The following is an 18,859-nucleotide window of genomic DNA, read 5'->3' on the forward strand; positions in this document are numbered from 1 at the left end:
CTTTTATTTGCTTTTTTTGTTGAAATAAGGAGATACTATACTGTACACATCTTCAGAGACTCTAAGTTTATAAAGCACAAAAATATAAACAATACTAATTATGATACTTTTTAAAGCAATGTTTATTACAGGATAAAAATTAAAATTAACATAGAAAAACAAACCACCTAACACACATAAAAGTAACAACACCTTAAGAGTATCTAAACTAAACGGATGCATTTTAAACTTGGAATACACATAGCCTATTTTTACAGCATTAAAACTTGCTATAGCTATAAATGTTGCCCAAGCTGCACCTTCTAACCCATACGCAGGAATTAGAACATAGTTTAAGACCACAACTAAAATAGCCAGCATTACTCCCATTACTAAAATTGCTCTGTAATAGTCAGAATTAAAAAGGATAGAATTACTATTTCCTAAAAGAGCATCTAAAACTTTTGTTAGACCAATTAAAAACACAACTAACATTCCTCCTCTATAAGCCACAGGCATTAGCTTGTATAGCTCCTGAAGATTTAAGATTATCAACAAAAAAATAATTCCTGATATAATAAATAAGGTTAAAGAAGATTTTTTATACAATTTACGTAACTCTCGCCTGTCATTGTTGTTAAGCAATTTTGCAGTAAGCGGATGTGTAATTTGATGCATAGCTCTAGACGGTACAGTAATTACAGTAGCTATAAACACAGAAACACCATAAAAAGCAACATTTTCTATAGCAACATACTGGTTAAGCATAAATTTATCTATCTCTAATAATATAACAGCTGCAGAACCACCTAGTATTATAAGTGCACTGTATTTTACAATTGAAATATAATTTTTTGGAAGCTTAAAACTAAAACCAGGCATTTCTAAACTAAAGGCATAAAGTTTCATTATTAGCAAACGCAGTACGTAAACACCAACCAAAGCTTTTAAAAAAAAGTCTACTCCAATTATGTTGTAATATACCAATACAAGTAAAATAGCTATACAAAGCCTACCAAAAACTTCTTTCATAAAGTTTCCAAAAACAGATTTCATATGCACTTTTACCCAGGAGTAAAAAATTTCAAAATAAGACATAGCAAGGCCTACTAAAAAAATATACCAAACATAACCTCTTACTTCTTTATTTTTTTCAGCTAAAAAATCTCCTATAAAATCGGTAGCAAAAAAAGTAAACAGTGCAAATGGTATAATTATAAGTAAAGGCAAATAAAGCATAAGGCTTAAAAAAGCAGTGGACTCCTCACCATCTTTATAACTACTATAAAATTTAACTAGTGTATTTTGTACACCAAACGTTAGCAGAGGCATTAATAACGCAGCAGTTGCCAATATAACGGTTACTAAACCGTAATTTTCTTTAGATAAAAAATTGGTATAAAAAAAAAGAGTATTAATGGCACCTATACCAAAACCAACAAAGGTTACAATAGTATTGTTAAAAGTTTGTTTAAATACGATACCCATATAAATGATTGGCTAATTTAGCTGTACGTTCTTTTCTACTGTATGTATTAATATTAGTAGAATTAACGTTTAATTTTTTTGTTTGATATTTATAAAACCAATCTAAAAGTAAACTTTTTAAATTAGATGTATCATTGTAATTAAAAGCAACTCCAGTATTTGTCTCTTTTATTATGGTACTTACCTCCCAACCTTTAGGTCCTATTGCTAAAATTGGCCTTTTTGCCCGCATATACTCAAACAACTTGCCTGCAATAATACCAATTGTATCTGCAGAATCTATTTCTGAAAGTAATAATACTTGTGATTTTTCTTGATATGCCAATGCTTCTGTATGTGACACGTAACCAATTAAATTTACGTAAGACTTTAAATTGTATTTGTAAATTGTTTCTAAAACATCTTCACTTACTACACCAATAAACTGAAGCGATAAACTATTTTTAAACTCTTCGTTTTCATTACACAACTCAGACAATGCTTGCCACAAATTTTCTGGGTTACGCCCAGTTAGTAAAGATCCTATATGAGAAATGGTAAACATAGCATCTAAGGCTACACCACTAGAAATAGCACCATCAAAGCCGTTAGTTATTACCTCTATTGGTTTAGTTGTTATTTCTTTAAACTCAGTTTTAGTAGTATTACTTGTAACAATAATACTATCTGCGCTATTTAATACTAAATGTTCTAAATACTTATGTTTTTTAGCTGATGCCTTACTTAACTTTAGTTTTTTATGGTACCCAATAGACGTCCAAGGATCTCTAAAGTCTGACACCCAATTTACCCCTAATTTATCCTTTAGTTTTAAACCTATTAAATGTACACTATGTGGTGGTCCTGTTGTTATTATTGTATTTATTTGCTCTTCTACTAGTATTGAAGATAAATAATTAACAGATGGTTTTACCCAATTTTTACGAGCATCAGGTATAAAAAAATTACCACGAACCCAAAGCAAAATTTTTTCTATTACAGATTGATTTTTACTCTGTATTAGACCTGAACTAATTTTCTTTGTTTTATTTTTTGATAAAAAGCTAGCCCAACCATAAGGTTCATTTATTTTATGTTTGTAAATTTTAATGCCATCTGGGATTTCATTTACAAATGAAGTATCTACAATTGGGTAACTAGGATTTTCTGGCACATAAACTACAGGCTCTATATTAAAATCCCTTAAGTATGTAACAAATTTAAGCCAGCGCTGCACACCAGGACCACCTGCCGGTGGCCAATAATAAGCAATAATTAGCACCTTCTGCATTATGCATCTTCCTTTTTAGTTGTTTTTTTAAAACTAAAAATAATACCTCCAATAACTATTAAAGCTAAAAGAATATTACTAGCTAATGCAATTTTACTTCCGTTTTTAACCACTTCTGGTTCAAACTTAAATTCAATTTTATGTTTACCTGCTGGTATTTGTAACGCTCTAAGCGTATAATTTACTTTAAAGTATGGTGAACTTTTTCCATCAATATACGCATTCCATCCGTTCTTATAGTACATTTCAGAAAACACAGCTAAAGCGTCATTTTGTGTTGTTGCTGTATACGTTAAATGGTTAGGCTCATACTTATCTAAATTAATAGTAGCTGTAGAATCTTTTGCAAATGAAAACTTAGTTAACAACGGAAATTCTGACGTATTTACAACAGCATCAGTCTTTATATTTAAACTATCTAAAGCCATTATTTCATCATTAGAAGAAGTTACCTTTCTTAAATTCTGAACAAACCAAGCATTACCCATAGCATTAGGGTTTACAGCTGGGTAAGATCGTCCTTCTTCATCTTCCTGAATTACATATTTTACGTTAAGCATACTTAAAACCCTAACGTTATTTTTATAAATATGAAAATCAAATAAATCTTGCATAGTAGCCGGCTTAGCGCCATGGTAACCACCAATAGAGTTGTGGTAATAAGATGTGCTTGCACCATTTAAACCTTCTTTTGGGTTGTAAACGCGGTACACAGATGTATCTTGATTAATTTGCTTATTTGTAGTTGTTAACGGAAAAGGTTGTTCCATTTGTCTAGCACTAACAAAATCATCCTCTGTAACATACCTTTTTGCAACAGGTACTAAATCTGCTAAAATTAATATTCCTATTACTATTACAAATATGTTTAACTTAAGTCTTTTATGTATAAATAAAGATATGGTTACAGCTGCAAGTAATACATAAATTAAAGAACGTAACACATCACTAGTATATACTTCTTGGCGGTCTAGTTTTATCATAGTTAAAACTTCATCACCAAAATATTTTCTATAAGTATCATCACTTAAAGCATCAAAAGTAAAGGTTCCTTTAACTAAAAATAATAGTATTAATGTTCCTAAAACTAATCCCGCGCTTATTAGTAATGATTTGTTGTATTTAGCTCTGTTTTCTTTCTCCTTAAATAAAGTCATTAAAGCTAAAATACCAAGCAAAGGAATACATAATTCTAATACTACTTGTATAGATGAAACTGCCCTAAACTTATCATATAAAGGAAAATTATCTATCATAAAATTGGTTAAACCACTAAAGTTTTTACCCCAAGAAAGTAGTAAAGACATTATTACGCCTGCTAAAAGCCACCATTTTACTTTACCTTTTACGATAAATAATCCTAAAATAAACAAGAAAAATAAAACCGCACCAACATAAGCAGCTCCAGAAACTCCGGGTTGGTCTCCCCAATACAACGGTAAGCCTTCTGCAAAATCTAATGCTTGTTTTCTTGGCAATCCCTTACGAATTAGAAATTCATATGCTTTAGAATCTGTTCCTAAATTCTCTGAGTTAGAGCCTCCAAATAACCTTGGCACAAAAATGTTTAAAGATTCTGCTATTCCGTAACTATATTGCGTAATATATTCTTTATCTAAACCTCCTGTACTTTCTCTTGGAGACCCATCATTATTTATAGTTAAATTAGATTTTCCTCTAGTACTCCAATCAGAGTATTCTTTTGTTGCCATTAAATTAGTGGCATTTGTAGCAACGCCAATAAGTACAGCTACTAACAATAAACCAACAGAAGTAAAATAATGTTTTAACTGTTTTTCTTTAATTGCATATATTAAGTAAATAATACCCAAAATTAATATAAACAACATAAAATAATAGGTCATTTGGTAGTGGTTTGCATTAACCTCTAAAGCCATTGCAAATGCTGTAAGTATAAAACCTAAAATATATTTTTTTCTAAACATTAAAACAATACCACCTAATAACATTGGTATATACCCTAGTGCGTGTGCTTTTGCATTGTGTCCAACCCCTAAAATAATTATTAAATAGGTACTAAAACCAAAAGCTAATGCGCCAATAGCTGCTAATCTATAATCTACCTTTAGGCAACATAAAAGAATATAAAAACCTAAGAAGTATAAAAACAAATAATCTGCGGGTCTAGGTAAAAACCTAATTAGTTTATCTAATTTTTTAATGTAATTATGCGGATAATTAGCTCCTAATTGGTAGGTAGGCATTCCGCCAAAAGCACTATTTGTCCAATATGGTTCTGTATTTGTTTTTTCTCTAAAGTTATTTTGCTCTTTTGCCATTCCTGTATATTGAGCAATATCTGACTGAAATATTTTTTTACCTTGTAATACAGGAGTAAAATATGCCAAAGAAGCAACTACAAATAAAATAAGAACAAAAAAGTTTATTAAAATTGATTTAAAATTGATTTTCATTATGTTGTTAGTGTTGTATTTAAATTATCACACAAAAGTTTAGCAAAATAAGCATTTTTTAATTGCCCAAATACTAAACTCATTAAAGGTTGGTTGTTATTTATTAGGACTATTCTACTTCTTCAAAATCTATATACTCCCCTACTTTTTTTGATGGGTTAGATTTAAATTTTGTTTTCTTTTTTGAAGCAGAAGACTGTGTTGTATTAGGATTACCTTGATTAGGGTTTTGAGAAAATTGTTCAAATTTTTTCTTTAAATGTTCCTCTGTTTTTTTAGCTGCATAGTTCATCATTTTTGGTGCATATAAGCGCACTAAAAACTTTAGCAGGTAATAAACCGTAATAATTACGAGAATAGCTATTAAAAAATCCATAATTGTTGTAAAAATTTATATCAAAAATACAATTCTACCGTTGTATATAAAGATTATATCTCTTAAAATAATAATAAAAGTGACATTTAGGTAAGCTCATAGGTATGAAAAAATTAAAAAATATATTCTCTTTATTTCTTTTTACACTTCCTTTTTTAGGAATATCACAATACACAGACGTTATAAACTCTAACAGACCAGGACAATCTGTAAGCGCATATTCTATTGGTACTGGGGTAATACAAGCCGAAACAGGAATATCTTATGAAAAACAAAGTCACAACACTTTGCAAACAGACTCTAAATTACTTGGCATAGATTTAGCCCTTAGATATGGTTTGTTTTTTGAAGAATTAGAAATTATTTACGAGGGCACATATACTAATGAAAATAGAACTTATTCTACCATTGGATTCCCTGATCAAAAATATACAGACTTTAAAAGAAACAGAATAGGGCTAAAATATTTAATTTTTGACCCCTACAAGAGTGAAGAAAGAAGAAAACCCAATTTATATAGCTGGAAAGCCAACAATACTTTTCAGTTAAAGAATTTAATACCAGCAATATCTGTATATGCAGGTGCTAATTTTGTTTTAGGTGACAATCCTTATTATCCTGGTGAAGCCACTATTTCTCCAAGAGGTATGATTGCAACACAAAGTAGATTATCTCCTAAATTTGTACTTATTACAAATGTAGCTTATGACCGTATTGGTACAGAATTTCCTGAGTGGAGCTATATTGTTTCTTTATCTCATGCTTTTAGAAACCCTAAATGGAGTGTTTTTGCCGAAAACCAAGGAATTAAAAGTGATAGGTATTCTGATGTTGTTTTTAGAGGCGGTACTGCTTATTTAATTGATGAAAATATGCAAGTAGATATGCACTTAGGAGCTAATATAAAAGATACACCTACACGTTTATTTTTTGCTGCCGGATTCTCTTATAGGATAGACAACCACAAGGATAAAGAAATTGCAATTGAAGATCAAAATGCAACCACCAAAGACGGAAAAATCAGAAAAAAAGATCTTAAAAAGAAAAGAAAGCAAGCCAAGAGAGATGCAAAATCTAAAAAAAGCACAAAAAAGAAATCTAAAGATGAAGAACCTATAGATTTTTAATCCAATCCTATAATTTTTATAAGTACAAACTTTCTCTTATTAATTAATATCCCTAATATTGATGTAGCAAAAAGATATTAGAATATGATTACTATTGTTGAAGCTAAAACGAAAGCAGATTTAAAAAAATTTGTGAAATTTCCGTTTAGTATATATAAAGATTCTCCGTACTGGGTACCTCCTATTATAAGTGATGAATTAGACTCTTTTAATAAAGATAAAAATCCTGTATTTAAAGATGCAGAAGCTTGGTTTCTGTTAGCTTATGATGGACCTAAACTTGTAGGTAGAGTTGCTGCTATTATTAACTGGATAGAAATAAATCAGCAAAAAGTAAAAAAAATGCGTTTTGGTTGGTTTGATTTTATTGATGACACAAACGTGTCTGAAGCGTTACTACAAAAGGTTGAAGAAATAGGAAAAGAACACAACTTAGAGTATATGGAAGGGCCTGTTGGTTTTTCTAACCTAGACAAAGTTGGTGTTGTTACAGAAGGTTATGAGCATATTGGTAATATGATAACTTGGTATAACCACCCTTACTATGTAAACCACTATGAGCGTTTAGACTTTAAAAAAGAAAAAGAATATTTAGAAAATAAGTTTCCATTTGCAAATGCTAAACCAGAGTTTTTTGAAAGGATACAAGCCTTAATAAAAAAGAGATATAACTTAAGAGAGCTAAACTTTACAAAAACTAAAGATGTAATGCCTTTAGCTGACAAAATGTTTGACCTTTTTAATGAGTCTTATGCTTCTTTATCTTCATTTGTACCTATAAACGACATACAAAAAGAGCATTTTAAAAATAAATACATAAGCTTTATAAACCCAGAGTATATAAAATTTGTAGTTGATAAAGATGATAACTTAGTAGCATTTTCTATAGTTATGCCATCGTTTTCTAAAGCTTTACAAAAATCTAAAGGAAAGTTATTTCCTTTTGGTGCATACCATTTGTTACAAGCAAAAAAACACAGTAAAGATGTTATTTTCTATTTGATAGGCGTGCATCCAGATTACCAAAACAAAGGTGTTACAGCTATTCTTTTTAATGAATGCTACAAGACCTTTAAAGCTAAAAATATAGAAAACTGTATACGAACTCCAGAATTAGAAGAAAATACAGCAATTAGGCAAATTTGGAAGAATTTTGATCCTAAAATATTTAGAAGACGTAGAACATACCGTAAAAACTTATAAAAACTAAAAAACCCAAGCAAGTAGCTTGGGTTTTTTACTATATGTAATAAAAGATTTTTACTCTCCCATTGCAGCTGCAACAGCGGCAGATAATCTTTTGTATGTACCGTTAGTTAAACGCTCACGTATTGCATCAAAAGCATTAAGTGTTTCGTTTACATCTTCTAGTGTATGAGAAGTTGTAGGTATCATTCTTAATAAAATAAGTCCTTTTGGAATTACTGGGTAAACTACTATAGAGCAGAAAATACCATAATTTTCTCTTAAGTCTCTCACCAATGCCATAGCTTCTGGTATACTACCATTTAAAAATACTGGAGTTACACAACTTGTTGTTGTACCAATATCAAAACCACGATCTTTTAATCCTGTTTGTAATGCATTTACATTTTCCCAAAGTTTGTTTTTTAACTCTGGCATAGTCCTAAGCATATCTAAACGCTTAAGTGCACCTACAACCAATTGCATTTGCAAAGATTTTGCAAACATTTGAGAACGTAAGTTGTATTTTAAGTAATCTATAATTTCTTTATCTGCAGCAATAAAAGCTCCAGTACTAGCCAAAGATTTAGCAAATGTTGCAAAGTAAACATCAATATCGTCTTGTACGCCCTGCTCTTCACCTGCACCAGCACCAGTTTTACCTAAAGTACCAAAACCATGAGCATCATCAACTAAAAATCTAAAGTTATACTTTTTCTTAAGTGCAACTATTTCTTTTAGTTTTCCTTGCTCGCCACGCATACCAAAAACACCTTCAGAGATAACTAAAATACCTCCACCAGTTTGCTCTGCCATTTTTGTAGCACGCTCTAAGTTTTTTTCTAAACTCTCTACATCGTTGTGCTTATAAGTAAAACGCTTACCCATATGCAAACGTACACCGTCTATAATACAAGCATGAGAATCTACATCATAAACTATAATATCATCCTTAGATACCAAAGCGTCTATAGTAGACACCATACCTTGGTAACCAAAGTTTAATAAGTAAGCTGACTCTTTGTTTACAAATGCCGCTAACTCATTCTGTAATTGTTCGTGTAAGTCTGTGTGTCCAGACATCATACGTGCACCCATTGGGTATGCAGAACCGTAATCAGCTGCTGCCTGTGCATCTACTTTACGCACTTCTGGGTGGTTTGCTAATCCTAAATAATCATTAACACTCCATGTAATTACTTCTTTCCCTTGAAACTTCATTCTGTTAGAAATAGTTCCTTCTAATTTAGGGAAAACAAAATATCCCTCTGCTTGCGATGCCCATTTTCCTAATGGTCCTTTGTTCGCTAGTATTCTATCAAATAAATCTCTCATCTAAGCTATTTTGGCTGTCTGCAAAAGTACAGAATTTCAGCAAGGTTTCATAACAATTTTATGAACAAAAAAAAACAATGAATTAAAATTCATTGCTTTTTTATTTTTTATATTCTAAGTTTTCTACTTAACAAATTGAATTTCTGGCTTTTCCTCTGTTTCTACAGCATTTAAAAAACCTTGAGCTTCCATCCATTCATCACTATATATTTTACTCATATATCTAGATCCGTGGTCTGGAAATATAACTACTACTCTACTGTTGGCATCAAATTCACCTTCTGCATATAGTTGTTTTACAGCTTGCATAGCAGCTCCACTTGTATACCCAACAAACAAACCTTCTGTTCCAGATATTTGTCTTGCTGTGTGTGCACTTTCTTCATCTGTAACTTTAATAAACTTATCTATTACATCAAAATCTGTGGCTCCTGGAATTAAGTTTTTACCTAAACCTTCTATTCGGTATGGGTAAATCTCATTAGCATCAAACTCACGTGTTTCATGATATTTTTTTAGTACAGATCCAAAAGCATCTACACCAATAACTTTTACATCTGGGTTTTGCTCTTTTAAATACTTTGCAGTACCTGATATTGTACCTCCTGTACCACTACAAGCTACTAAATGTGTAATATTACCATTTGTTTGCTCCCAAATTTCTGGGCCTGTAGATGCATAGTGTGCTGCTCTGTTTAACTCATTAAAATACTGATTAATGTAAATAGAACCTTCTGTTTCTGTATGCAATCTTTTTGCAACTTCATAATAAGAACGTGGATCATCTGCACTTACGTGAGCCGGACAAACATAAACTTGCGCGCCCATAGAGCGTAACATATCTATTTTATCTGGAGATGATTTAGAACTTACCGCTAGTATACATTTGTATCCTTTAACAATACTTGCCATTGCTATACTAAAGCCTGTATTACCAGATGTAGTTTCTATTATTGTACTGTCTTCGTGTAATAATCCTTTACGTTCTGCTTCTTCAATAATATGAATTGCAATTCTGTCTTTAGCAGAATGTCCTGGATTAAAAGCCTCTACTTTAGCGTAATATTCTCCTTTAAAGGAGCTAGTAACATTATTAATTTTAATTAACGGAGTGTTACCTATTAACTCTAAAACATTGTTATAGGCATTAATTTTATTTTCCATGCGTATTTGGTTATAAAATGATAAGACTTCGTTGGTTTGCTTATCAATTACGTGACAAATTTAGCCTTTTTTTTTTACTTAGCTATTTTTCCTTCTAAATCTATTAAAAAAGCATAGTCTTTTGCTACTTCTTTTAATGCTTCAAACCTACCTGACGCACCACCATGGCCTGCATCCATATTGGTATCTAAGAACAATAAATTAGTATCTGTTTTATATTCTCTTAGCTTAGCAACCCATTTAGCTGGTTCCCAATACTGTACCTGTGAATCATGCAAACCTGTTGTTACCAACATTGTTGGGTAATTTTGGGCCGTAACATTATCATACGGAGAATAAGATTTCATATAATCATAATACTCCTTGTCATTAGGATTACCCCATTCATCATATTCACCTGTTGTAAGCGGTATAGAATCATCTAACATTGTAGTTACTACGTCTACAAAAGGTACACTTGCAATAACACCATTGTAAAGTTCTGGTGCCATATTAACTATTGCACCCATAAGTAAACCACCTGCAGAACCTCCTGATGCATACAAATGTTTATTACTTGTGTAGTTATTATCAATTAAATGTTTAGAGCAATCTATAAAATCTGTAAAAGTATTTCTCTTTTTAAGTAACTTACCATCTTCATACCATTTTCTACCTAAATACTCACTACCACGTATGTGCGCTATTACATAAATAAAACCTCTATCTAACAAACTTAAACGCACTGTAGAAAAATAAGGATCTATAGTATGCCCATAAGAGCCGTAAGCGTATTGTAATACAGGGCTAGAACCATCTAACTTAGTATCTTTATGGTATACAACAGACATAGGTACTTTTACTCCATCTCTGGCTGTTGCCCAAATACGTTCGGACTTATAATTATCTTTATTAAACTTACCACCTAAAACTTCTTGCTCTTTTTTTATTTCCTTAGATTTTGTTTCCATATCAAAATCTATAACAGAACTTGGCGTAGTTAAAGAGTTGTACCCATACCTTAGTATTTTAGTGTCAAAATCTGGATTTGTACCAACATAACACGTGTAAGTTTCATCTTCAAATGGTAAGTAATACCCATTATTAGTATCCCAACGTACTATTTTTAACTTATTTAAACCGTTTTCTCTTTCAGACAAAACATAATAGTCCTTAAAAATATCTAAATCTTCAAGCAATACATCTTCTCTATGTGAAATAAATTCTGACCAATTTTTAGATGCCGTAGCAGAATCACTACAAGTCATCAATTTAAAATTAAAGGCATTATCTTTATTAGTAAGTATAAAAAACTTGTCTCCGTAATGAGCTATAGAATACTCTAAACCTCTTTCCCTTGGTGAAAATATTTTAAATTCTGAATCTGGCTCCTCTGTTTTTATAAACCTATATTCAGATGTTAAGGTACTAGATGAGCCTATAACAATAAACTTTTTAGATTTTGTTTTGTATATATAGGTGTTAAAAGTTTCATCTTGTTCATGATATACCAACTCATCCTCAGATGCTGGCGTACCTAATTTATGCTTGTATATTTTATCTGACCTTAAAGTAACAGGGTCTTTTTTGGTGTAAAATAAAGTTGAGTTATCTGCGGCCCAAACACTACTACCTGTTGTTTTTTCTATAACATCATCATAAATTTCACCCGTTTCTAAGTTTTTTATTCTAATGGTATATTCTCTTCTAGAAATAGTGTCTACACCAAATGCAGCCAATGTGTTATCAGGACTAATTGCAATACCATTTAAGCTAAAATAGTCTTTATCCTTAGCTAAGTCATTACAATTAAAAATAATTTCTTCATCTGCTGTTTCAGTTCCTTTTCGTCTAGAATATATTGGGTACTCTTTTCCAACTTCATACCTAGTACAATACCAATAACCATTTAATTTATAAGGTACAGAAGAATCATCTTCTTTTATACGACCTTTCATTTCAGCAAAGAGCTCTTTCTGAAAATCTTTGGTATGCGCTGTTAATGTATTATAGTAAGCATTTTCTTCCTCTAAGTATGCAATTACTTCTTTATCTTCTCTGTTATTTAACCAATAGTAATCATCCTCTCTAACATCATTGTGTTTAGACAGTTCTTTTGGTTCTTTTTTTGCAACAGGAATTTTAATAGTAGCCATAGGCTTATCTTTATTTTGACATGAAGCAGCAAAAATAATACTAACTAACAGAACTATGCATTTTTTTATGACTTTCATTTTTTTTTAAGATTGATTGACTAACAATTTAGTAATTTTGAAACATATTAACTATAATAAAGAAAAATTATGTTTGGAGATATGATGGGAATGATGGGTAAATTGAAAGAAACCCAGCAAAAAGTTGAAGAAACAAAACAACGCTTAAACACTGTATTAATTGATGAAAAGTCTATTGATGAAGCAATTAAAGTAACTATAACAGCTAATAGAACTATAAAAAGTATAGAGATAGATGAAAGTCTTTTAAATGACAAAGAACAACTTGAAGATTACCTAATTATAACATTAAATAAAGCTATAGAAAGAGCAACGAAGGTTAATGAAACCGAGCTGGCTGCTGCTGCAAAAGATGGTTTACCCAATATTCCAGGAATGGATTCGTTATTTAAATAAAAACTGGCAGGTTTTTTGCAAGAATATAAAAAAAGACACAAATGAAACACTTATTAATTGCCTTAATTTTTCCATTACTATTTGGAACAACTTCAACCAACAAAGTTATTGGAGATGTAGAATGGAGCACAGATTACGAAACGGTTATTAAAAAAGCCAAAAAAGGAAATAAAAACATTATAATTTATTTTACTGGTAGTGATTGGTGTGGACCTTGCAAAATGCTTAAAAAAGATTTGTTTGCAACTGAAGAATTTAAAGAAATTGCAAAGCACTACGAGCTACTTTACATAGATATTCCTAGAAATAACGATTTACTTACAGAAAAGCAATTAAAACACAATATGGATTTAATGGCTAAATATAATAAAAAAGGAGTTTTTCCTAATTTAAAAGTACTGGATAGTAAAGGCAGGGAAAAAGGGGCTTTACACGGCTATAGTATGAACGGTGAAGTACAACATCACATTAAGTTTTTAAAAAAATATATGGATTAAAAATCCTTATATAAAAAAAGCAAATTAAAGCCTTCAATTAATTTTGAAGGCTTTTTTTATAGATCAAAATAACCCTGTTTTATATATTAGACTAACACTTAAATACTAAATACATTAGTTCATGTAGCAGTAACTAATTAGGTTATAAAACTAAATAGTAATAAAGTTATATGTGATATGATTACTAAAATGAAGAATAGCTTTATGTATTAAAAAGCAAAAAGGCTTTCAAAATTAATTGAAAGCCTTTTGTTATTATTTAATAATTAACTTTAATAGTTACCTATTAGTTGTTAATTAATCTAAATTCAGTTCTTCTGTTTGCTGCGTGCTCTCTTTCAGTACAAGAAACACCGTCTTTACATCTGTTCTTTAATTTGTTTTCACCGTAACCATTAGCTACTAATAAGCTAGAGTTTATACCTTTAGAAATTAAGTAATCTGCAACAGATTTAGCTCTTTTTTCAGATAAACTTTGGTTAGATGCATTATTACCTCTTGCATCTGTATGAGAAGCAATCTCTAATTTAACACCTGGGTTTTGCTTTAAAACTGGCATTAATCTAGAATCGATAATACTTTTAGCTGCAGGAGTTAAAGTAGAGCTACCTAAGTTCCAGTTAATAGGTAAAGCTTGGTATTGTACTAAAGAACACTCAACTTCGCTCCAAGTAGTTAAACCACCTTTTTCCTTTAATACTTCTTTTGTAATTGTTTTAGTTACAGCTGGTACAGATACGTTTGTAGTGTAAGCATCTTTATCTAATACAGTTTTAGTAATTTCTTTATACTCAGCAGGAATAACAGTTTCTACAACAGAAGGTCCAGAGATTAATACAGTTTTCTTGTAAGTTGCGTTTCTTGATCCAATTGGAGTTTTTGATACAGAAGCATCTGCACCTAAAACCTGAGTTTGAATAGTTGTAAATTCTGCTGGGTAACCTTTGTAACACCAGTATCTACAATCATCTGGGTTACCAGAAGCACAATCAGGAGCAGAAGCACCTAATTCCCATACTGCATAAGCAGGTTTAACTTCTACAGTTTCTGAACTAGGGTTAAAACTAGCTGGTGTAATGCTAATAGTGTTACCACCTTCTTTAGCTACATAAGAAATTGTTTCTGTACCCCATTTAGCAGGAACTACTTTTAACGTCTTACTTTCATCTTTTATTAATACACGCTCTGTAACAGTCTTAAAAGTTGCTGGTACTGCCTTTAATACAGAATATGCAGGCTTAGTAGTAATTGTAATTGACTCATTTACGTAAACATCTGGAGTAGTACAACGTACATAACATTTACCTGGTTCTGGATTAGTTGGCAAGTCTTGAGCCATTGTAACAGATGCAGTCATAACTGCAAATAAGAATAATAATTTTTTCATTTTTGGTTAATGTGTTTAATTAATGTTAAAATATGTTAAATAATTATACTGCAAATATAAAATTTTATGATCGATAAAACACAAAAAAGCAGACAAAATTATTAAAAATACCAGTTTTACTGATATCAACGGGTTAACAGAGGTTAATTATTAAGTAAATACATTATCTTAATTAAATCTTAAAATTAATTTAACCAACTCCTTTAAAAAAATCTTATCTTTAAGAAAAATGTGGAGTTATGATAGATATAATTAAAAAAGAGGATAACACTTTCACTTTTCGTTTAAAAACAAAGAATAATATTGTTTTGCTACAAGGGAATAGTTTTAATAGTAAGGAAGAAATAAATAATACTATAAAAGAAATAAAGCCGTCTATAAACAGTTTAAACGTTTTTGAGCGCAAAACAGCTTACAACGGCAAATTTTTATTCAATTTAAAAAACCTGAACGGTAAAATTATAGGTAAAAGTCAATTCTACTCTTCTGAAGCAGGAATGGAAAATGGTATAAAGAACTTAAAAAATAGTTTTTTATCAATTTAATAAACCTATAAATGCTTTAAAATAGATAAAAAGGAATTATGCATACTATCTGTATAATCTAAATGCGTTACTATACGTAGTTTACCTTGCCCCATTCCTATAATTTCTATATTGTTTTTAAGTAGTTTTTCTAAAAATTCTTCTTGCGTAATTTTAGTTTCATCAATTGCAAAAATTATAATGTTAGTTTCTATTGGTTCTACAGATTTTACAAAGTCAAGATTTGTTAAAACCTCTCCTATTTCTTTTGCTTTTGTATGGTCTTCTTGTAAACGCTCTATATTATTATCTAAGGCATAGATAGCCGCTCCTGCCAAATAACCAGCCTGTCGCATACCGCCACCAAATAGTTTACGCACACGTATTGCCCTTTGTATATCTGCGTTAGAGCCTACTAAAACAGAACCAACAGGACAACCTAAACCTTTACTTAAACAAACACTTATAGTATCAAATAAATCTCCGTATTGCTTTGTAGTCTCTCCTTTGGCTACTAAAGCATTCCATAAACGAGCACCATCTAGATGGTATTTTAAATTATGCGCATCACAAACTGCTTTAATTTTTTTTAACTCTTCAAAATCCCAACAAGCTCCTCCTCCTTTATTAGTTGTATTTTCTATACTAACTAATGTTGTTAAAGGACTATGGTAAAAATCTGGTGGATTTATAGCTTCCTCTACCTGTTTTGCCGTCATCATACCTCTATGACCATCTACTAACCTACATGAAACTCCACTATTAAAACTAACACCACCACCTTCATAATTAAAAATATGAGCATATTTATCGCATATTAATTGTTCTCCGGGTTGTGTATGCAACTTTATTGCTGTTTGGTTAGCCATAGTTCCACTAGGAAAAAACAAAGCAGCTTCTTTACCAAACATAGCTGCCACTTTAGCCTCTAATTTATTTATGGTTGGGTCGTGTTTAAAAACATCATCTCCTACTTCTGATGCAAACATTGCTTGCAACATTTCTGGTGTTGGCTTAGTGACTGTATCACTAATAAGGTTAATCTTCATTCTTTACAATTTATATTTTTTTAATTTGAAAAACATTCCATTCCTATAGGTGAACCATCTGGCATTTTAGGAGAAACTATTGTTTTAAAAAGTTCTGGATGTTTTTGAAAATGTTCAATTCTATTTACAACCTCTAAGGCATAAGGCTTATTTCTATCTAAAAATTTATCTTTTAACTCTTGTAATTTAAAATTAGCTATTGCATTTACTTTTGGATGCACATTTTTACTTGCTGCTAAGTTTTTAATATAGTACAACACTCTAAAATTAATATTCTGTTGCACTTCATTTAAATAAGTATCTCTATAATTATTTTTAAATGTGTTATTTATTAGTTGATCTAGCACCTCTTGCAATCCAATTTGTTTAGTATTTAAACTTTTTTGTTGTACTAATCTAGATGCTCTCTGCGGGTGCAACAAAAATGAAAGAGTCATATCTGCAGCAGTTTCTGCAGCTGACAAGGCATCAAAAGAAACTCCTGTTTTACCACTAAAAGATTCTCTTGTACTATTGTATCCTAAAGCTCTTGGCGGAAACAAAGACAACTTATTTTTTGGAATTGCTATTTGTTCTGCGTTTACTGTTCTTAGTAAACTGCTTAAAGCATCTTCTTGTTCTTTTTTAGAAACTGTTTTTACAGTAAACTGCGAGTCGCCTTTTACAGTGTAATTATAATCTAAACCTCCTATTAATTTAGATGCCGCTTCTGTTTGGTATCTATGAAAAAAGTACAGTGGAGCAAAAACATCTTCTAAAACCGAATTTGGTTGTCCGTCTTTTATATTATCAATTGAAAAATTAGAAATACCAATAGCTCTTATTTTTAAAACTTTATCTAATTCATCTGCCGCATTTGCTCCATTGTCCCAAAGATGGGCATAAGCGTGCGCACCACCACTTGCTCTTGCATCTCTGTCTGATATAAACCGGTAGCCTTCTTTGTGAGATTTTTCAATAATACTTTTTAATTCTTTTTCTTCGTTTACACCGTCTTTAAAATCCGAATAAGAATAGGCTACTGCATACTTATCCCATTCTCCTATTCCTTCTGCATAAGCATTAGAAAAATCAATTGTAGAACCTTTTAATTTAAATTGAGGATGCGGATAATCCATTACAGAAGCTCTGTTATTACTACTTGCTGCAAAATTATGTGCAAAACCTAAAGTGTGCCCAATTTCGTGTGCAGATAATTGGCGTATACGTGCCAAAGCAAGTTTTAGCATTTCCTTGTAATTATCATCGTTTTTAGCAAAGGGTTTATTTGTAAGCGCTTGTGCAATTAAAAAATCCTGTCTAATTCGTAAACTACCTAAACTTACGTGTCCTTTTATAATTTCTCCTGTTCGTGGGTCTGTTACACTTGCGCCATAACTCCATCCTCTAGTAGACCTATGTACCCACTGTATAGCATTGTATCTAACATCCATTGGGTCTGCATCTGCTGGTAATATTTTTAACTGAAAAGCATTTTTATAACCAATAGCTTCAAAAGCCTGGTTCCACCATTTACCACCATCTAATAATGCAGAACGTACAGGTTCTGGTGTACCATTATCCAAATAATAAATTATTGGTTCTATGGCTTCACTTATTGCTGCATTAGGATTTTTCTTTTCTAATCTATGTCTTGTAATAAACCTCTTTTTTATATCCTCTTGTACCGGAGTAGCATAATCAAAATAAGAAAACATAAAAGAACCACTACGCGGATCATAAGCCCTTTTTTTATAGTTACCATCTGGAAGTTCTATAAAAGAATGATGTTGCGCTACAGTAACCAAACTAGATGTTGGTGTTACAGAACCAATGTTTCTTCCTTTAGCTTGCCCCTTAAAAGTTAAAAATACATCAAACTCTATGTTTTTAGGAAACGCTTTAGTACGTTCTAAATTAAAAGCACTTTTACTAACATCTAAGCTATAAGATCCTTGTGACGTATTCTTTAACTTATTAATAACACCGTGAGTGTCTTGCATAAATAAACTGGTAATATCTATTACAAATTTCCCATCTTTTTCTTCTTCTATTTTAAAACCTCCTAAAATAGATTTTGCAAAAGCTTGTTCTACAGACTGCTTTTCTAATACATTTTCTGTTAATGCCCTATATTGTAAGTTTGGTTGCACCAAAAGCAACTTACCACCTGCTCTTTTAAAATAAACTACACGAGTTTTGCCTAATTGCCCCCTATCTAAACCAATATCGTTACTACCTACACCGCTACTTAATGAGTTTACATATAAAAACTCTTTTTCTAAATCTTTAACCTCTAAATAAACCTTATCTGTTTTATTATCATAATAAAACGAAAAATAACCAGAGTATTTTTTAAGATCCTTTTTATTACTTGTAAATTGTGCATTTACAGAGAAACAATAAGTTATCAATAATAAAAATATAGATATATGCCTCATAGGTTGGTTTTTTT

The 18,859-nt window shown here is 31.0% G+C and carries 15 protein-coding genes; 5 read left to right on the forward strand and 10 right to left on the reverse strand.

The features are described 5' to 3' along the window. Positions 1 to 3: 3 nt before the first annotated feature. The 4 genes from AX016_RS13750 to AX016_RS13765 all read right to left on the reverse strand — a co-directional run bounded on the left by AX016_RS13750 (position 4) and on the right by AX016_RS13765 (position 5,548). A complete protein-coding gene (locus tag AX016_RS13750) occupies positions 4 to 1,467 on the reverse strand; it encodes a lipopolysaccharide biosynthesis protein (RefSeq protein WP_100896154.1) in 1,464 nt (487 codons plus the stop codon). Further along, the gene (locus tag AX016_RS13755) at positions 1,451 to 2,737 is read right to left on the reverse strand and encodes a glycosyltransferase family 4 protein (RefSeq protein WP_100896155.1); all 1,287 of its coding nucleotides are present in this window, start codon (positions 2,735 to 2,737) and stop codon (positions 1,451 to 1,453) included. Before AX016_RS13755 ends, AX016_RS13750 begins: the two co-directional genes overlap by 17 nt. Next, the gene (locus AX016_RS13760) at positions 2,737 to 5,172 is read right to left on the reverse strand and encodes a YfhO family protein (protein WP_100896156.1); all 2,436 of its coding nucleotides are present in this window, start codon (positions 5,170 to 5,172) and stop codon (positions 2,737 to 2,739) included. Before AX016_RS13760 ends, AX016_RS13755 begins: the two co-directional genes overlap by 1 nt. Positions 5,173 to 5,281: 109 nt before the next feature. Continuing rightward, positions 5,282 to 5,548 (reverse strand): DUF4834 family protein, encoded by a 267-nt coding sequence (locus tag AX016_RS13765; RefSeq protein WP_100896157.1) that lies wholly within the window; start codon positions 5,546 to 5,548, stop codon positions 5,282 to 5,284. A 104-nt stretch (positions 5,549 to 5,652) separates the two neighbouring features. On the opposite strand from AX016_RS13765, the gene AX016_RS13770 reads away from it, so the two are divergent. Together AX016_RS13770 and AX016_RS13775 are read left to right on the forward strand one after the other, a co-directional pair. Further along, entirely contained in the window at positions 5,653 to 6,675 is a 1,023-nt protein-coding gene (locus AX016_RS13770; RefSeq protein ID WP_100896158.1) for a transporter, read from the forward strand. A gap of 84 nt (positions 6,676 to 6,759) precedes the next feature. Further along, entirely contained in the window at positions 6,760 to 7,878 is a 1,119-nt protein-coding gene (locus AX016_RS13775; RefSeq protein WP_100896159.1) for a GTP cyclohydrolase, read from the forward strand. Positions 7,879 to 7,935: 57 nt separating this feature from the next. Here the strand turns inward: AX016_RS13775 and AX016_RS13780 are convergent, their stop codons facing one another. From AX016_RS13780 to AX016_RS13790, 3 genes are all read right to left on the reverse strand, one after another. Next, the gene (locus tag AX016_RS13780; RefSeq protein WP_100896160.1) at positions 7,936 to 9,195 is read right to left on the reverse strand and encodes an aminotransferase class I/II-fold pyridoxal phosphate-dependent enzyme; all 1,260 of its coding nucleotides are present in this window, start codon (positions 9,193 to 9,195) and stop codon (positions 7,936 to 7,938) included. Between the two features lie 123 nt (positions 9,196 to 9,318). Beyond that, positions 9,319 to 10,359: a PLP-dependent cysteine synthase family protein gene (locus AX016_RS13785; protein WP_100896161.1), complete on the reverse strand. Its 1,041-nt coding sequence runs from the start codon at positions 10,357 to 10,359 to the stop codon at positions 9,319 to 9,321. A 74-nt stretch (positions 10,360 to 10,433) separates the two neighbouring features. Further along, entirely contained in the window at positions 10,434 to 12,572 is a 2,139-nt protein-coding gene (locus AX016_RS13790; protein WP_100896162.1) for a S9 family peptidase, read from the reverse strand. 69 nt (positions 12,573 to 12,641) lie between these two features. On the opposite strand from AX016_RS13790, the gene AX016_RS13795 reads away from it, so the two are divergent. Together AX016_RS13795 and AX016_RS13800 are read left to right on the forward strand one after the other, a co-directional pair. Next, positions 12,642 to 12,968 carry a YbaB/EbfC family nucleoid-associated protein gene (locus tag AX016_RS13795; RefSeq protein WP_100896163.1) on the forward strand — a complete coding sequence of 109 codons (327 nt, stop codon included), beginning with the start codon at positions 12,642 to 12,644 and terminating at the stop codon, positions 12,966 to 12,968. Positions 12,969 to 13,009: 41 nt separating this feature from the next. Further along, positions 13,010 to 13,465 carry a thioredoxin family protein gene (locus tag AX016_RS13800; RefSeq protein ID WP_100896164.1) on the forward strand — a complete coding sequence of 152 codons (456 nt, stop codon included), beginning with the start codon at positions 13,010 to 13,012 and terminating at the stop codon, positions 13,463 to 13,465. A 286-nt stretch (positions 13,466 to 13,751) separates the two neighbouring features. On the opposite strand, the gene AX016_RS13805 is transcribed toward AX016_RS13800, so the two are convergent. Next, on the reverse strand, positions 13,752 to 14,852 hold the full coding sequence (locus tag AX016_RS13805; RefSeq protein WP_100896165.1) for an OmpA family protein: 1,101 nt from the start codon (positions 14,850 to 14,852) through the stop codon (positions 13,752 to 13,754). Between the two features lie 239 nt (positions 14,853 to 15,091). Here AX016_RS13805 and AX016_RS13810 point away from each other — a divergent pair, with 239 nt between their 5' ends. Further along, positions 15,092 to 15,397 (forward strand): YegP family protein, encoded by a 306-nt coding sequence (locus AX016_RS13810; protein ID WP_100896166.1) that lies wholly within the window; start codon positions 15,092 to 15,094, stop codon positions 15,395 to 15,397. A 5-nt stretch (positions 15,398 to 15,402) separates the two neighbouring features. On the opposite strand, the gene AX016_RS13815 is transcribed toward AX016_RS13810, so the two are convergent. Continuing rightward, a complete protein-coding gene (locus tag AX016_RS13815; protein ID WP_100896167.1) occupies positions 15,403 to 16,425 on the reverse strand; it encodes a threonine aldolase family protein in 1,023 nt (340 codons plus the stop codon). A gap of 20 nt (positions 16,426 to 16,445) precedes the next feature. Further along, the gene (locus AX016_RS13820; RefSeq protein ID WP_100896168.1) at positions 16,446 to 18,845 is read right to left on the reverse strand and encodes a zinc-dependent metalloprotease; all 2,400 of its coding nucleotides are present in this window, start codon (positions 18,843 to 18,845) and stop codon (positions 16,446 to 16,448) included. Between the last annotated feature and the right edge of the window lie 14 nt (positions 18,846 to 18,859).

The organism is Cellulophaga sp. RHA19 (assembly GCF_002813425.1).
Classification (GTDB): Bacteria; Bacteroidota; Bacteroidia; order Flavobacteriales; family Flavobacteriaceae; genus Cellulophaga.

Bases quoted from the DNA above. Each gene is read 5' to 3' on its own strand.
- AX016_RS13765 (WP_100896157.1), bottom strand. From the start codon at position 5,548: ATGGATTTTTTAATAGCTATTCTCGTAATTATTACGGTTTATTACCTG.
- AX016_RS13805 (WP_100896165.1), bottom strand. From the start codon at position 14,852: ATGAAAAAATTATTATTCTTATTTGCAGTTATGACTGCATCTGTTACA.
- AX016_RS13790 (WP_100896162.1), bottom strand. From the start codon at position 12,572: ATGAAAGTCATAAAAAAATGCATAGTTCTGTTAGTTAGTATTATTTTT.
- AX016_RS13775 (WP_100896159.1), top strand. From the start codon at position 6,760: ATGATTACTATTGTTGAAGCTAAAACGAAAGCAGATTTAAAAAAATTT.
- AX016_RS13755 (WP_100896155.1), bottom strand. From the start codon at position 2,737: ATGCAGAAGGTGCTAATTATTGCTTATTATTGGCCACCGGCAGGTGGT.
- AX016_RS13780 (WP_100896160.1), bottom strand. From the start codon at position 9,195: ATGAGAGATTTATTTGATAGAATACTAGCGAACAAAGGACCATTAGGA.
- AX016_RS13750 (WP_100896154.1), bottom strand. From the start codon at position 1,467: ATGGGTATCGTATTTAAACAAACTTTTAACAATACTATTGTAACCTTT.
- AX016_RS13770 (WP_100896158.1), top strand. From the start codon at position 5,653: ATGAAAAAATTAAAAAATATATTCTCTTTATTTCTTTTTACACTTCCT.
- AX016_RS13785 (WP_100896161.1), bottom strand. From the start codon at position 10,359: ATGGAAAATAAAATTAATGCCTATAACAATGTTTTAGAGTTAATAGGT.
- AX016_RS13810 (WP_100896166.1), top strand. From the start codon at position 15,092: ATGATAGATATAATTAAAAAAGAGGATAACACTTTCACTTTTCGTTTA.
- AX016_RS13760 (WP_100896156.1), bottom strand. From the start codon at position 5,172: ATGAAAATCAATTTTAAATCAATTTTAATAAACTTTTTTGTTCTTATT.
- AX016_RS13795 (WP_100896163.1), top strand. From the start codon at position 12,642: ATGTTTGGAGATATGATGGGAATGATGGGTAAATTGAAAGAAACCCAG.
- AX016_RS13800 (WP_100896164.1), top strand. From the start codon at position 13,010: ATGAAACACTTATTAATTGCCTTAATTTTTCCATTACTATTTGGAACA.
- AX016_RS13815 (WP_100896167.1), bottom strand. From the start codon at position 16,425: ATGAAGATTAACCTTATTAGTGATACAGTCACTAAGCCAACACCAGAA.
- AX016_RS13820 (WP_100896168.1), bottom strand. From the start codon at position 18,845: ATGAGGCATATATCTATATTTTTATTATTGATAACTTATTGTTTCTCT.